Below are 14,086 nucleotides of genomic sequence, written 5' to 3' on the forward strand. Positions count from 1 at the left end.
TGCTATCGCGTACCTATATATATAATTAAAATAAAGCAGGGAAATATGTTTGCCGAGATTATAACCATTGGCGATGAACTGCTGATAGGGCAGGTTATCGATACTAACTCCGCCTGGATGGGGCAGGAGTTAAACAAAATAGGTATTGAAGTTCTTCGTGTTGTTTCAGTCCGTGACCGTGAGGAAGAGATTCTGGAAGCGATTGATAATGCGATGGAAAGGGTAAATATTGTTTTAGTGACCGGAGGACTTGGCCCTACTAAGGATGATATAACCAAACAGACTCTTTGTAAATACTTCCACACGCAACTGGTATTCAGTGAAGAAGTATTCGAGAATGTAAAACGGGTGTTAGCAGGAAAAATCCCAATGAATGCGCTGAATAAAAGCCAGGCAATGGTTCCTGAAAATTGCACGGTAATCAATAATCCTGTAGGGAGCGCTTCTGTCAGTTGGTTTGAAAAGGATGGGAAAGTACTTGTATCTATGCCCGGAGTCCCGCAGGAAATGACTGCCGTAATGACCGGAAGCGTATTACCTAAGTTGCACGAAAGGTTCCAAACGGATGTAATCATCCATCAGACTTTTCTTGTACAACATTATCCGGAATCGGTATTGGCTGAAAAATTAGAACCTTGGGAAAGTGCTTTACCTGAATGTATCAAATTAGCATACCTGCCCAAACTTGGGATAATCCGCCTGAGATTAACCGGACGCGGACAGAGAGAAGAAGAAGTAAAAAAACTTCTTGACTGCGAAAAAGTAAAACTAGAGAAAATATTAGGTGATGACATCTTCAGTGAAGAAGATGTGCCATTGGAAATTATTGTGGGCGAACTCTTGAGAAAGAAGAAATTAACCGTTTCCACCGCAGAAAGTTGTACCGGAGGAAGTATTGCCGCACGATTAACATCCATCGCCGGAAGCTCGGAATACTTTAACGGTAGTGTGGTGGCTTACTCCAATGACGTAAAAATGGGACTTTTACACGTTTCTACCGAAACCTTGGAACGCTATGGCGCTGTAAGTGAGCAGACTGTGATTGAAATGGTGAAAGGCGCGATGAAAGCATTGAAAACTGACTGTGCGGTTGCTACATCGGGAATAGCCGGCCCGGGCGGAGGCACACCGGAAAAACCTGTAGGGACTGTCTGGATAGCCGCTGGTTATAAAAGCGAAATTCGTACTTACAAGCAGGAAACAAATCGTGGAAGGGCCATGAATATTGAACGGGCGGGCAATAATGCGCTGCTAATGCTTCGGGATTTACTCAAATAAAGAAAAATAGCTACTTATAAGTGAATTATTTTAAGAAATCCTTGTTTTATACGGATAAAAGTGCTTACTTTGCGTCCTGTTTGAAATAAGTATAGATATAAAACTATAAAAATAAGATAGAAATGTCGAAGATTTGTCAAATTACCGGAAAGAAAGCCATGATTGGCAACAATGTTTCACACTCAAAGAGAAGAACTAAAAGAACCTTTGATTTGAACTTGTTTAACAAAAAGTTCTATTATGTAGAACAGGATTGTTGGATCAGCCTTAGCATTTGTGCTAACGGGTTGCGTATTATCAACAAAAAGGGACTGGATGCTGCACTTACTGATGCTGTAGCTAAAGGTTTTTGTGATTGGAAAAGCATTAAAGTAATCGGCTAAACGTAGAGGAGAAAACTTACAATGGCAAAGAAAGCAAAAGGTAACAGAGTACAGGTGATTCTGGAATGTACAGAACACAAGGACAGTGGAATGCCGGGAACATCTCGTTATATCACAACTAAGAACAGAAAGAATACTACAGAAAGACTTGAGTTGAAGAAATACAACCCAATCCTGAAGAGAGTAACAGTACACAAGGAAATTAAATAATAAAGAAGTATAACCCATGGCAAAGAAAACAGTAGCTAGTTTGCACGAAGGTTCAAAAGAAGGTCGTGCTTATACCAAGGTTATCAAAATGGTAAAATCTCCGAAAACCGGAGCATATACTTTTGATGAGCAAATGGTTCCTAATGAAAAAGTACAAGACTTTTTCAAAAAATAATTGAAATAGCACACACGCTATAAATTCAAAATCCTCTCATTGTTTATCAGTGAGAGGATTTTTTATTGCTTCTTTTTTTACTTTTTCAATCCTTTGTTATATCTTTGTAGAATAATGTATTATACAAACAACCGTAAATATGGGATTTTTTAGTTTTTTTTCAAAGGAGAAGAAGGAAACTTTAGATAAAGGATTATCTAAAACCAAAGAGAGCGTATTTAGTAAAATAGCTCGTGCCGTGGCTGGAAAGTCAAAGGTAGATGACGAAGTATTGGATAACCTGGAAGAAGTGCTAATTACATCTGATGTGGGTGTGGAAACCACTTTGAATATAATCAAGCGCATAGAAAAACGTGCCGCTGCTGACAAATATGTGAATACTCAGGAACTGAATCATATATTGCGCGATGAAATAGCCGCCTTGCTGACCGAAAACAACTCGGACGATGTAGCCGATTTCGACGTAACCATCGAAAGAAAGCCGTATGTGATTATGGTGGTGGGAGTGAATGGAGTGGGTAAGACTACGACAATCGGCAAACTGGCTTATCAATTTAAAAAAGCGGGTAAATCCGTTTATTTAGGAGCTGCTGATACATTCCGCGCTGCCGCGGTAGAACAGCTCATGATTTGGGGGGAACGGGTAGGTGTGCCGGTTATCAAACAGAAAATGGGAGCTGATCCTGCATCTGTGGCATATGATACTCTTAGTTCCGCTGTCGCCAACAATGCTGATATCGTCATTATCGATACGGCGGGGCGTCTTCATAATAAAGTCGGTTTGATGAACGAGCTGACAAAGATAAAAAACGTTATGAAAAAAGTGGTGCCTGATGCACCGGACGAAGTATTGTTGGTATTGGATGGCTCTACCGGACAGAATGCTTTTGAACAGGCCAAACAATTTACTTTGGCAACTGAAGTAACTGCTATGGCTATCACAAAACTGGATGGTACGGCAAAGGGTGGTGTAGTGATCGGCATTTCCGATCAGTTCAAGATTCCCGTTAAATATATTGGATTAGGCGAGGGTATGGAGGACTTACAAGTATTCCGTAAAAACGAATTTGTAGATTCCTTGTTTGGCGAAAATGCATGAAAAGAAAAAGAATTGATATAATCACCTTAGGGTGCTCCAAAAATCTGGTTGACTCGGAACAATTGATGCGTCAGTTGGAAGAAGTCGGATACAGCGTAACTCATGATACGGAAGAACCTCAAGGAGAAATAGCCGTTATCAATACATGTGGTTTTATCGGTGACGCCAAAGAGGAGTCTATCAATATGATTCTGGAATTTGCCGAAAGAAAAGAGGAAGGTGATCTGAAGAAACTTTTTGTAATGGGTTGTCTTTCTGAACGCTATCTTAAAGAATTGGCGATTGAAATACCACAGGTAGATAAGTTTTATGGTAAATTCAATTGGAAAGAATTACTACAGGATTTAGGGAAAACATACCACGACGAGTTGTACATCGAGCGGACATTGACTACTCCCAAGCATTATGCTTATCTGAAAATTTCAGAAGGGTGTGATCGCAAATGTTCCTATTGTGCCATTCCGATAATTACGGGGCGTCATATATCCAAACCTATAGAAGAAATTCTGGATGAAGTTCGGTATCTGGTGTCGCAAGGAGTGAAAGAGTTTCAAGTGATTGCGCAGGAATTGACTTATTATGGCATCGACCTGTATAAGAAACAAATGCTTCCTGAATTGATTGAACGCATTTCAGATATTCCGGGAGTGGAGTGGATTCGTCTGCATTATGCATATCCGGCACACTTTCCGACCGATTTATTCCGTGTAATGCGCGAGCGCGATAATGTATGTAAATATATGGATATTGCCCTTCAGCATATCAGCGACAATATGTTGAAATTGATGCGCCGACAAGTTAGCAAAGAAGATACTTATAGGCTGATTGAGCAATTCCGCAAAGAAGTGCCTGGTATTCATCTGCGAACGACGCTAATGGTGGGACATCCGGGGGAAACCGAAGAGGATTTTGAGGATCTGAAAGAATTTGTGCGAAAAGTACGTTTTGATAGAATGGGGGCTTTTGCTTATTCAGAAGAAGAGGGGACTTATGCAGCAGAAGCATATGAAGACTCTATCCCACAAGAGGTAAAACAAGCCAGACTTGATGAACTGATGGATATTCAGCAGGGAATCTCTGCTGAATTAAGTGCCGAAAAGGTCGGTAGACAAATGAAAGTTATCGTCGACCGACTAGAGGGAGATTATTATATCGGGCGAACAGAATTCGATTCGCCGGAGGTGGATCCGGAAGTGTTGATTAATCGCTCAGAAAAAGAACTTAAAATCGGACAGTTCTATCAGGTAGAAGTGATAGATGCAGATGATTTTGATTTATATGCAAAGATAATAGATGACTATGAATAATAAGGAATTTACATCTGAACTGGCAGAAAGATTGGGATATACCATCAAAGATACTTCCGAATTAATAAGCTCTTTGCTGTCCAGCATGACGCAAGAGCTGGAGGAAGGTAATATGATTGCGGTACAGGGATTTGGTTCTTTCGAAGTAAAGAAGAAAGCGGAGCGCATTTCTATTAATCCGGCGAGTAAACAGCGTATGCTGGTTCCTCCCAAATTGGTATTATCTTATAGACCTAGCAATACACTGAAAGATAAGTTTAAATAAATATTTCCCGTTATGAATGAAAGACTAACAATTCAAGATCTTACTGACTTATTGGCTGCCAAACATAGCATGACCAAGAAGGATGCCGAGGCGTTCGTAAAAGAGTTTTTTCTCCTGATAGAACAAGCCTTGGAAAGCGAGAATACTGTAAAAATCAAAGGATTGGGAACTTTCAAGCTTATTGATGTAGATAGTAGGGAAAGTGTCAATGTCAATACTGGAGAACGCTTTCAGATAAAAGGTCATACAAAAGTTTCCTTTTCTCCGGATGCTAGTCTGAGAGATATTATCAACAAACCTTTTGCGCATTTTGAAACTGTCGTTCTAAATGAAAATACAATTTTAGAAGATACTCCGGTAGAAGAAACGGAGGAAGAAGAAATAGTAGAAGAGATTCCTGTACAGACACCGACAAATGAGAAAGAAGAGATTCAAGAGGATGATTATAGCTCTGCTGTAGTAGAAATAAATGAAGCTGTTGATGAGAGCGAGGATCTTCCGGAAGAGGAAACGGTACAGGAAGAACAAGTAACCGAACAATCTGAAGAAACGACCATTGGAGAGCAGATTACAGATGAAATCGCCCCCGTAGTTGTACAAGAACCGATAGAACAGCCAAAAGAAGAGGAAGTTGCCAAAGAAATATCTATCATCGAACAACAGCCGACTCCTATAAAAGAAAAAGAAGGATTCACTGCCGAAGAGATTATTGAGAAAGAGCTTCTGAAAGCAAACCTGAAACGTGAAATTCCCATAGTACCGGCTAAAGAGGAAAATGCAACCCCTGTTAAGCCGGCACAGACTACTGTCTCTCCGAGTTCCAAGAAGAAAAATTCTTCGGCGAAAGAAAAGTCACCAGTACCTTACTTGGTTGCTGTCATTATTCTTGTTTTACTGTTATGCGGCGGTGTCGTTCTATTCATTTATTATCCGGATTTATTTTCTTCTTCATCCGATAAAAATGCGCTTGATATGCCACCTGTCACAACTCAACCCGTCCAACCGGAAGCGCAACTCTCTGATACAATCGAGCATAAAGATACAATTAAAGAAATAACGCCTGATATACCTAAAGCAGTTGTTACTCCACAGCCGATTGCTAAAAAGGAAGAAGCGAGCACTCCCGCAAAAACTGAAAATAAAGTTGTGCAACAACAACCAGCTTCTGCTTATTTGGATTCGGCATCTTATAAGATTACGGGAACCAAAACCAAATACACAATCAAAGAGGGCGAAACTTTGACAAGAGTTTCTTTGCGATTCTATGGCACAAAAGCTATGTGGCCGTACATTGTGAAACATAATCCGGACGTAATCAAGAATCCCAATAATGTGCCATACGGTACAACAGTCAAAATACCGGAACTTACCAAAGAATAAGTAACAATAATCCATTCACCCGACCATACAAACACTGTATTGGTCGGGTGAAATGTTATGGATGTGCAAAAGCGTATGAAAGTACCTTAATCTAAAGATTTCGCATAGTTTTTTAATAAAAATTAGTTGCAATCGTTAATTATATGGCGTACTTTTGGAAGCAAAATTAAAAGCCTTATGACACAGGCAAGGCTTACATAAAAATAATGGGAATTAAATAATAAAATATTAAGTATTTATGGCTGAATCAATTGATATCCGCGAGCTAAATGAGCGGATTGAAAGACAAAGTGCTTTCGTTACCAATCTTACGACAGGTATGGACCAAATCATTGTTGGTCAGAAACATTTGGTTGAATCACTGCTTATCGGATTACTTTCCGATGGTCACGTTCTTTTGGAAGGTGTACCTGGCTTGGCAAAAACTTTGGCTATTAAAACACTCGCTTCTCTGATCGACGCGAAATATAGCCGTATCCAGTTCACACCGGATTTATTGCCTGCCGACGTTATAGGAACAATGGTTTACAGTCAGAAAGATGAATCTTTTAAGGTACAAAGAGGCCCGATTTTCGCCAACTTTGTACTGGCTGATGAAATAAACCGTGCTCCGGCCAAAGTACAGAGTGCTTTGTTGGAAGCCATGCAGGAACGTCAGGTTACTATTGGTAAAGAGACATTTGTATTACCAGAACCTTTCCTTGTATTAGCTACTCAAAATCCGATTGAACAAGAAGGAACTTATCCTCTTCCTGAAGCACAGGTCGACCGTTTCATGCTGAAAGTGGTCATCGACTACCCGAAGTTGGAAGAAGAGAAGTTGATTATCCGCCAAAATATCAATGGAGAAAAGTTCAATGTGAAACCGATTCTAAAAGCTGATGAAATTATTGAAGCACGCAAAGTCGTTCGTCAGGTATATTTGGATGAGAAAATAGAACGTTATATCGTAGATATTGTATTCGCTACCCGTTTCCCGGAAAAATATGATCTCAAAGAATTAAAAGATATGATCGGATTTGGTGGTTCGCCCCGTGCTTCTATCAATCTGGCTTTGGCTGCCCGTACATATGCTTTCATCAAGCGTCGTGGTTATGTAATTCCGGAAGATGTACGTGCTGTTGCACATGATGTTCTTCGTCATCGTATCGGATTGACGTACGAAGCGGAAGCTAACAATATGACTTCGGACGAAATCATCAGCAAGATTCTGAATAAGGTTGAAGTGCCCTGATTCGTAGTTATAATACAGTCAATAAGTAGTCATGGTGTTATACTTGACTACTTAGCTACTTACTACTTAACTACTGTATAAATGGAGACAAGTGAAATACTAAAAAAAGTTCGTCAGATTGAAATAAAGACACGGGGATTGTCTAACAATATCTTTGCAGGCCAGTATCACTCGGCTTTCAAGGGTAGGGGTATGTCGTTCTCCGAAGTCCGGGAATATCAGTTTGGCGATGATATACGTGACATAGACTGGAATGTGACGGCACGTTTTAACAAACCTTACGTGAAAGTGTTTGAAGAAGAACGTGAACTGACAGTCATGTTGATGGTTGATGTTTCCGGAAGTTTGGAATTTGGTACTGTTAAACAGCTAAAGAAGGACATGGTAACGGAAATTGCGGCTACTCTTGCTTTTTCTGCCATACAGAATAATGATAAGATCGGCGTGATTTTCTTTTCAGACCGGATAGAAAAGTTTATTCCACCTAAAAAGGGACGTAAACATATTCTATATATTATCCGTGAACTGATTGATTTTCAACCGGAAAGCCGTCGTACCAATATACGTCTTGCATTAGAATACTTGACTAATGTGATGAAAAGACGCTGTACGGCATTCATTCTATCAGACTTCATTGATCAGGAAAGTTTTAAAAATGCATTAACCATAGCCAATCGGAAACATGACGTAGTAGCATTACAAGTTTACGACCGGAGAGTGAGTGATCTTCCTCCTGTAGGATTAATGCGAATAAAAGACGCAGAGACCGGACATGAGCAATGGATCGACACTTCTTCTAAAGCTGTACGTCGTGCACATCGTGACTGGTGGATACAGAAGCAAGCTGAACTGAGCGATACATTTACTAAAAGTAATGTAGACTCTGTGTCAGTTAGAACTGATCAGGATTACGTAAAGGCATTATTGAACTTATTTGCCAAACGAAATTAATGAAATCAAATATGAATAGAAATATTATTCTGATAGCATTAGTAGGTCTACTATCTATCGGCAAAGTAACAGCACAATCTGTTACGGTGGAAGCAAAGATAGATTCATTGCAGATACTGATTGGTGAACAGGCGAAATTGCAATTGCAAGTTGCCATGGATGCCAGGCAGCGTGCTATTTTTCCTGCTTATGCCGATACTTTAATAAAAGGTGTAGAAATTATAGAAACCATCAAACCGGATACTCAATTTCTGAACGATCGCCAGAGAATGTTGATTACTCAGGAATATGTTATCACTTCTTTTGATTCGGCTTTATATTATCTGCCACCAATGCCTGTTACTGTAGATGGCAAAGAGTATAAATCAAAAGCCTTGGCGCTGAAAGTGTATTCCATGCCGGTAGATACATTGCACCCTGACCAATTCTTCGGGCAGAAACCTGTGATGAAAGCACCTTTTGCATGGGAAGACTGGTACGGCTTGATTGCTTGTTCATTCCTGGCTTTACCTTTGCTCGGTTTGCTGATCTATCTTATCATACGTATTCGTGATAATAAACCGATTATTCGTAAGATAAAGGTAGAACCTAAACTGCCGCCACATCAGGCCGCCATGCAAGAGATAGAACGTATCAAAACTGAGAAAGTATGGCAAAAAGGGCAGTCGAAGGAGTATTATACGGAATTGACAGACACTCTTCGTACTTATATAAAAGACCGTTTCGGATTTAATGCATTAGAAATGACTTCTTCTGAAATCATTGATAAATTATTGGAAATGAAGGACAAGGAAGCTATATCTGATTTGAAATATCTTTTCCAGACTGCCGATTTAGTGAAGTTTGCCAAACACGATCCTCAAATGAATGAAAATGACGCAAACTTGATTAACGCTATTGACTTTATCAATGAGACGAAACAACCGGAAGAGGAAAATCAGAAACCGCAACCAACAGAAATTACCATCATTGAGAAACGCTCCTTGCGGGTGAAAGCGATGCTGATTTGCGGAATTACGCTTTTATCAGTAGCATTGATTGGTACCTTTATATATATAGGTATGCAGATATACAATCTTTTTGTATAAAGAATGTGTAGCTTGAATACTAAATAGTAAACTGTTAAATCATAAATAAAATGGTTTTTGCCAATATTGAATATCTGTTTTTGCTATTATTACTTATACCTTATATTGTATGGTATATTCTGAAGCAAAGAAAAAGTGAAGCTACTCTTCAAATTTCTGATGCCAGGGTATATGCGCATACACCCAAAAGTTATAAGAATTATTTGTTGCATGCTCCATTTCTACTACGTATCATAGCGTTAGTATTGGTTATTTTGGTTCTTGCACGCCCACAAACGACTAATAAGTGGCAAAACAGCGAGATAGAAGGAATTGATATTATGCTGGCTATCGACGTTTCCACCAGTATGCTGGCTGAAGATTTGAAACCTAATAGGCTGGAAGCTGCGAAGGATGTTGCAGCAGAGTTTATTAATGGACGCCCCAATGATAATATCGGTATTACATTATTTGCCGGTGAGACTTTCACTCAATGCCCATTAACTGTAGACCATGCTGTATTACTGGATATGATTCATAATATCAAATGTGGCCTTATCGAAGATGGTACTGCGGTAGGTATGGGGATAGCTAATGCTGTAACCCGCCTGAAAGATAGTAAAGCTAAATCGAAAGTTATCATCTTGTTGACGGATGGTACTAATAACAAAGGAGATATTTCTCCGATGACAGCTGCCGAAATAGCCAAGAGTTTTGGAATTCGTGTATACACTATCGGTGTGGGAACAAATGGAATGGCGCCTTACCCTTATCCGGTCGGAAATACTGTGCAATATGTCAATATGCCGGTGGAAATCGACGAAAAGACATTGACGCAGATTGCCGGAACAACAGATGGTAATTATTTCCGCGCAACTAGTAATTCGAAACTAAAAGAAGTGTATGAGGAAATTGATAAACTGGAGAAAACCAAACTGAACGTAAAAGAGTACAGCAAACGCGATGAAGAGTATCATTGGTTTGCATTGGCTGCTTTCCTCTGCGTGCTATTGGAAGTATTGCTACGTAATTCAATACTCAAGAAAATTCCGTAAGGTGGTTTGTCAATTGTAATTTGTCAATCATAAAATAGTAAAGAAGATGTTTCGATTTGGAGAACCTACATATTTATATTTATTGCTGCTATTACCTTTCTTAGCAGCTTTCTACTTGTATTCCAATTACAAAAGAAGGAAGAATATTCGCCGTTTTGGTGATCCTGCTTTGTTGGCTCAATTAATGCCTGACGTCTCTAAATATCGTCCGGATGTAAAATTCTGGATCTTATTTACTGCTATCGGCTTATTTTCAGTACTATTAGCACGTCCTCAATTTGGTTCTAAATTGGAAACGGTAAAGCGTAAAGGAGTGGAAGTGATTATCGCATTGGATATTTCAAACTCTATGCTTGCTCAGGATGTACAACCTAGTCGTTTGGAGAAAGCAAAAAGACTGATATCCAGATTGGTAGATGAACTTGATAATGATAAAGTCGGCATGATTGTTTTTGCCGGTGACGCATTCACCCAATTACCGATTACCAGTGACTATATTTCCGCAAAGATGTTCTTGGAGTCTATAAATCCTTCATTAATATCCAAACAAGGTACAGCTATCGGAGAGGCAATCAATTTGGCCGCCCGTAGTTTCACTCCTCAAGAAGGAGTAGGGCGTGCCATCATTGTTATTACGGATGGTGAGAACCATGAAGGCGGCGCAGTGGAAGCAGCTAAAGCTGCAGCAGAAAAAGGTATCCAAGTGAATGTATTGGGAGTAGGTATGCCTGATGGAGCTCCTATACCGGCTGAGGGTACAAATGATTATCGTCGCGACCGGGATGGTAATGTAATTGTTACCCGCCTGAATGAAGCTATGTGTCAGGAAATTGCCAAAGAAGGAAAAGGTATATATGTACGGGTAGACAACTCTAATTCGGCACAGAAAGCTATTAATCAAGAAGTGAACAAAATGGCAAAATCTGATGTAGAGTCTAAAGTATACACAGAGTTCAACGAACAATTCCAGGCAATTGCATGGATTATTCTACTATTGCTATTGGCAGAAATATTAATTTTGGATCGCAAAAATCCTTTATTTAAGAACATTCATCTGTTTTCTAATAAGAAATAGTTATGCGCATGTTAAAAAGTAAATATATTCTATTCGTTGTGCTTCTGCTATCGGCTGCTGCTGTTTCAGCGCAGAAAGCAGAACGTGACTATATCCGTAAAGGAAACCGCCTGTTTAATGATAGTGTATTTGTGGATGCAGAAGTAAACTACCGGAAAGCTCTGGAAGTAAATCCTAAATCTTCAGTATCCATGTACAATTTGGGTAATACGCTTTCACAACAGCAAAAGTTTCAGGATGCTATGGAGCAATATGTGGCTGCTGGCAATATAGAAAAAGACAAAATGAAACTGGCGCACATTTACCATAACATGGGAGTACTTTTCCAGGCTGGCAAGGATTATGCAAAAGCTGTGGATGCCTACAAGATGTCATTGCGCAATAATCCTACAGATGATGAAACGCGATATAATCTGGCTCTTGCCCAAAAAATGTTGAAAGATCAACAACAGAACCAGCAGAATCAAGACCAGAATCAGGATCAAAACAAAGATCAACAAAAGCAAGATCAAAAACAAGACCAAAATAAAGATCAGCAAAACGACCAGAAGCAAGATGAAAAGAAAGATCAGCAACAACCGCCTAAATCTGAAAAACAAAATAATCAGATGTCGAAGGAGAACGCTGAACAATTGCTGAATTCTGTGATGCAGGATGAAAAAGACGTGCAGGATAAAGTAAAGAAACAACAGAAAGTATTGCAGGGTGGTCGTTTAGAAAAAGATTGGTAATATAAAGTTGACGATATAAATTTCATAAGCAATGAAAAAACTGATTATTATATTGATGGCATTGATAGCATATGGCACTCAAGCATTGGCTGACAAAGTGTCTTTTACTGCTTCTGCTCCTGACGTAGTGGTAGTAGGCGATCAATTCAGGCTGTCTTACACTGTAACTACACAGAAAATTAAAGATTTTCAGGCTCCCTCAATTAAGGGATTCGATGTATTGATGGGACCGAGCCGTTCACAGCAAAGTAGTACCCAAATTATAAATGGTAATGTTACATCTACCAGTAGTATTACATTTACATATATATTAATGGCTAATACTGCCGGTGAATACACGATTAGTGGTGCTTCGATTGTAGCCGATGGTAATCAAATGGTATCGAACTCGGTAAAAATTAAAGTACTGCCACAAGATCAAAGCAGTAATGGAGGTCAAAACGGTAGCAGTAATAACAACTCTTCCATACATTCTTCGTCCGGTACGACTGTATCTAATCAGGACTTATTTATCACTGCAACTGCCAGCAAAACCAATGTATTCGAACAGGAAGCATTTGTTCTGACATATAAGATCTATACCAGAGAGTCAAATTTGCAGTTAAATAATGCCAAGCTCCCTGATTTTAAAGGTTTCCATTCACAGGAAATCGAAATGACAACAAATGCTAAATGGACTCCTGAACATTATCAGGGACGTAATTACTATACAACAGTTTATCGTCAGTTTGTACTCTTTCCACAACAATCAGGCAAACTATATATAGATCCGGCTCAATTTCAGATGACAGTAGGAAAACCTGTACAATCAGCCGATCCTTTCGATGCATTTTTTAATGGTGGAAGTAGTGTGGTGGAAATAAAGAAAAATATCGCCACTCCTAAGATAGCAATAAATGTCAATCCACTTCCAGCCGGTAAGCCGTCAGACTTCTCTGGTGGTGTAGGAGAGTTTACCATTTCTTCATCTATTAATAGCAAAGAGTTGAAAACCAATGATGCTATTACTATCAAACTGGTTATTTCCGGCACAGGAAACTTGAAGTTGATTTCTAATCCGGAAATAAAATTCCCGGATGATTTCGAAGTATATGACCCCAAAGTAGACAATCAGGTTAGATTGACCCGTGAAGGACTTACTGGTAATAAAGTAATTGAGTATCTGGCAATTCCCAGACATGCCGGGACTTATAAGATTCCGGGAGTATCTTTCAGTTATTTCGATATTCGTTCCAAATCATATAAAACTCTGAAAACGGAAGAGTATGTAGTGAATATTGAGAAGGGTGCAGGAAATGCAGATCAAGTGATTGCAAACTTTACTAATAAAGAAGACTTGAAAGTATTAGGAGAAGATATACGTTATATCAAGCAAAACGAGGTAACGCTTCAACCTAAAGGTAGTTTCTTCTACGGTTCAATGACCTATTGGTTATTCTATATTATTCCGGCTCTTGCCTTTATTATCTTCTTTATTATTTATCGTAAACAAGCAGCAGAGAATGCCAATGTTGCCAAGGTGCGGACAAAGAAAGCTAATAAAGTCGCTACAAAACGTATGAAATTAGCAGGTAAGCTACTTTCTGAAAACAAGAAGGATGCTTTTTATGATGAGGTTCTGAAAGCATTATGGGGATATATTAGTGATAAGTTAAATATTCCGGTATCCCGTTTATCCAAAGATAATATCGAAGAAAAACTGAGAAACCATGGAGTGAATGAGGAACTAATTAAAGGATTCCTGAATACACTGAATGACTGTGAATTTGCCCGTTTCGCTCCAGGAGATGAAAATCAGGCTATGGATAAAGTTTATTCATCTTCAATAGAAGTAATAAGCAAAATGGAGAATTCAATAAAACATTAACCAAGAAGA

The 14,086-nt window shown here is 39.2% G+C and carries 15 protein-coding genes; all 15 read left to right on the forward strand.

Going from position 1 to position 14,086, the window contains the following annotated elements; genetic code table 11:
- Positions 1–45: 45 nt before the first annotated feature.
- The 15 genes from BQ7997_RS08095 (at position 46) to BQ7997_RS08165 (ending at position 14,077) form a co-directional block, all read left to right on the forward strand.
- Positions 46–1,278 carry a competence/damage-inducible protein A gene (locus BQ7997_RS08095; RefSeq protein WP_073345337.1) on the forward strand — a complete coding sequence of 411 codons (1,233 nt, stop codon included), beginning with the start codon at positions 46–48 and terminating at the stop codon, positions 1,276–1,278.
- A 122-nt stretch (positions 1,279–1,400) separates the two neighbouring features.
- Positions 1,401–1,661, forward strand: a complete 261-nt coding sequence (gene rpmB / locus BQ7997_RS08100; RefSeq protein WP_022138245.1) for a 50S ribosomal protein L28 — start codon at positions 1,401–1,403, stop codon at positions 1,659–1,661.
- A 21-nt stretch (positions 1,662–1,682) separates the two neighbouring features.
- Positions 1,683–1,871, forward strand: coding sequence for a 50S ribosomal protein L33 (gene rpmG / locus BQ7997_RS08105; RefSeq protein WP_002560155.1), 189 nt, complete (start codon positions 1,683–1,685; stop codon positions 1,869–1,871).
- Positions 1,872–1,887: 16 nt separating this feature from the next.
- Positions 1,888–2,046, forward strand: a complete 159-nt coding sequence (locus BQ7997_RS08110; protein WP_022138244.1) for a DUF4295 domain-containing protein — start codon at positions 1,888–1,890, stop codon at positions 2,044–2,046.
- Between the two features lie 139 nt (positions 2,047–2,185).
- A complete protein-coding gene (gene ftsY, locus BQ7997_RS08115) occupies positions 2,186–3,145 on the forward strand; it encodes a signal recognition particle-docking protein FtsY (protein ID WP_022138243.1) in 960 nt (319 codons plus the stop codon).
- Positions 3,142–4,452 (forward strand): 30S ribosomal protein S12 methylthiotransferase RimO, encoded by a 1,311-nt coding sequence (rimO, locus tag BQ7997_RS08120; RefSeq protein WP_073345340.1) that lies wholly within the window; start codon positions 3,142–3,144, stop codon positions 4,450–4,452. Before ftsY ends, rimO begins: the two co-directional genes overlap by 4 nt.
- The gene (locus BQ7997_RS08125) at positions 4,445–4,717 is read left to right on the forward strand and encodes an HU family DNA-binding protein (protein WP_073346459.1); all 273 of its coding nucleotides are present in this window, start codon (positions 4,445–4,447) and stop codon (positions 4,715–4,717) included. Before rimO ends, BQ7997_RS08125 begins: the two co-directional genes overlap by 8 nt.
- Positions 4,718–4,729: 12 nt before the next feature.
- Complete coding sequence (locus tag BQ7997_RS08130; RefSeq protein WP_073345342.1) at positions 4,730–6,097, forward strand: HU family DNA-binding protein; 1,368 nt, start codon at positions 4,730–4,732, stop codon at positions 6,095–6,097.
- A gap of 238 nt (positions 6,098–6,335) precedes the next feature.
- On the forward strand, positions 6,336–7,331 hold the full coding sequence (locus BQ7997_RS08135; protein ID WP_022138239.1) for an AAA family ATPase: 996 nt from the start codon (positions 6,336–6,338) through the stop codon (positions 7,329–7,331).
- 81 nt (positions 7,332–7,412) lie between these two features.
- A complete protein-coding gene (locus BQ7997_RS08140; RefSeq protein ID WP_022138238.1) occupies positions 7,413–8,282 on the forward strand; it encodes a DUF58 domain-containing protein in 870 nt (289 codons plus the stop codon).
- Positions 8,282–9,370, forward strand: coding sequence for a BatD family protein (locus tag BQ7997_RS08145; RefSeq protein WP_097677767.1), 1,089 nt, complete (start codon positions 8,282–8,284; stop codon positions 9,368–9,370). Before BQ7997_RS08140 ends, BQ7997_RS08145 begins: the two co-directional genes overlap by 1 nt.
- A gap of 50 nt (positions 9,371–9,420) precedes the next feature.
- Positions 9,421–10,404, forward strand: coding sequence for a vWA domain-containing protein (locus tag BQ7997_RS08150; protein WP_022138236.1), 984 nt, complete (start codon positions 9,421–9,423; stop codon positions 10,402–10,404).
- Positions 10,405–10,450: 46 nt separating this feature from the next.
- Positions 10,451–11,479, forward strand: coding sequence for a VWA domain-containing protein (locus BQ7997_RS08155; RefSeq protein ID WP_073345345.1), 1,029 nt, complete (start codon positions 10,451–10,453; stop codon positions 11,477–11,479).
- 8 nt (positions 11,480–11,487) lie between these two features.
- Positions 11,488–12,210, forward strand: coding sequence for a tetratricopeptide repeat protein (locus BQ7997_RS08160; protein ID WP_195407311.1), 723 nt, complete (start codon positions 11,488–11,490; stop codon positions 12,208–12,210).
- Between the two features lie 31 nt (positions 12,211–12,241).
- Positions 12,242–14,077 carry a BatD family protein gene (locus BQ7997_RS08165; protein WP_073345348.1) on the forward strand — a complete coding sequence of 612 codons (1,836 nt, stop codon included), beginning with the start codon at positions 12,242–12,244 and terminating at the stop codon, positions 14,075–14,077.
- Positions 14,078–14,086: the final 9 nt, after the last annotated feature.

The sequence above is a fragment of the Bacteroides congonensis genome (genome assembly GCF_900130125.1).
GTDB classification, from domain to species: Bacteria; Bacteroidota; Bacteroidia; order Bacteroidales; family Bacteroidaceae; genus Bacteroides; species Bacteroides congonensis.

Coding starts and splice junctions, on each gene's coding strand:
- BQ7997_RS08095 (WP_073345337.1), top strand. CDS start 46: ATGTTTGCCGAGATTATAACCATTGGCGATGAACTGCTGATAGGGCAG.
- rpmB (WP_022138245.1), top strand. CDS start 1,401: ATGTCGAAGATTTGTCAAATTACCGGAAAGAAAGCCATGATTGGCAAC.
- rpmG (WP_002560155.1), top strand. CDS start 1,683: ATGGCAAAGAAAGCAAAAGGTAACAGAGTACAGGTGATTCTGGAATGT.
- BQ7997_RS08110 (WP_022138244.1), top strand. CDS start 1,888: ATGGCAAAGAAAACAGTAGCTAGTTTGCACGAAGGTTCAAAAGAAGGT.
- ftsY (WP_022138243.1), top strand. CDS start 2,186: ATGGGATTTTTTAGTTTTTTTTCAAAGGAGAAGAAGGAAACTTTAGAT.
- rimO (WP_073345340.1), top strand. CDS start 3,142: ATGAAAAGAAAAAGAATTGATATAATCACCTTAGGGTGCTCCAAAAAT.
- BQ7997_RS08125 (WP_073346459.1), top strand. CDS start 4,445: ATGAATAATAAGGAATTTACATCTGAACTGGCAGAAAGATTGGGATAT.
- BQ7997_RS08130 (WP_073345342.1), top strand. CDS start 4,730: ATGAATGAAAGACTAACAATTCAAGATCTTACTGACTTATTGGCTGCC.
- BQ7997_RS08135 (WP_022138239.1), top strand. CDS start 6,336: ATGGCTGAATCAATTGATATCCGCGAGCTAAATGAGCGGATTGAAAGA.
- BQ7997_RS08140 (WP_022138238.1), top strand. CDS start 7,413: ATGGAGACAAGTGAAATACTAAAAAAAGTTCGTCAGATTGAAATAAAG.
- BQ7997_RS08145 (WP_097677767.1), top strand. CDS start 8,282: ATGAAATCAAATATGAATAGAAATATTATTCTGATAGCATTAGTAGGT.
- BQ7997_RS08150 (WP_022138236.1), top strand. CDS start 9,421: ATGGTTTTTGCCAATATTGAATATCTGTTTTTGCTATTATTACTTATA.
- BQ7997_RS08155 (WP_073345345.1), top strand. CDS start 10,451: ATGTTTCGATTTGGAGAACCTACATATTTATATTTATTGCTGCTATTA.
- BQ7997_RS08160 (WP_195407311.1), top strand. CDS start 11,488: ATGTTAAAAAGTAAATATATTCTATTCGTTGTGCTTCTGCTATCGGCT.
- BQ7997_RS08165 (WP_073345348.1), top strand. CDS start 12,242: ATGAAAAAACTGATTATTATATTGATGGCATTGATAGCATATGGCACT.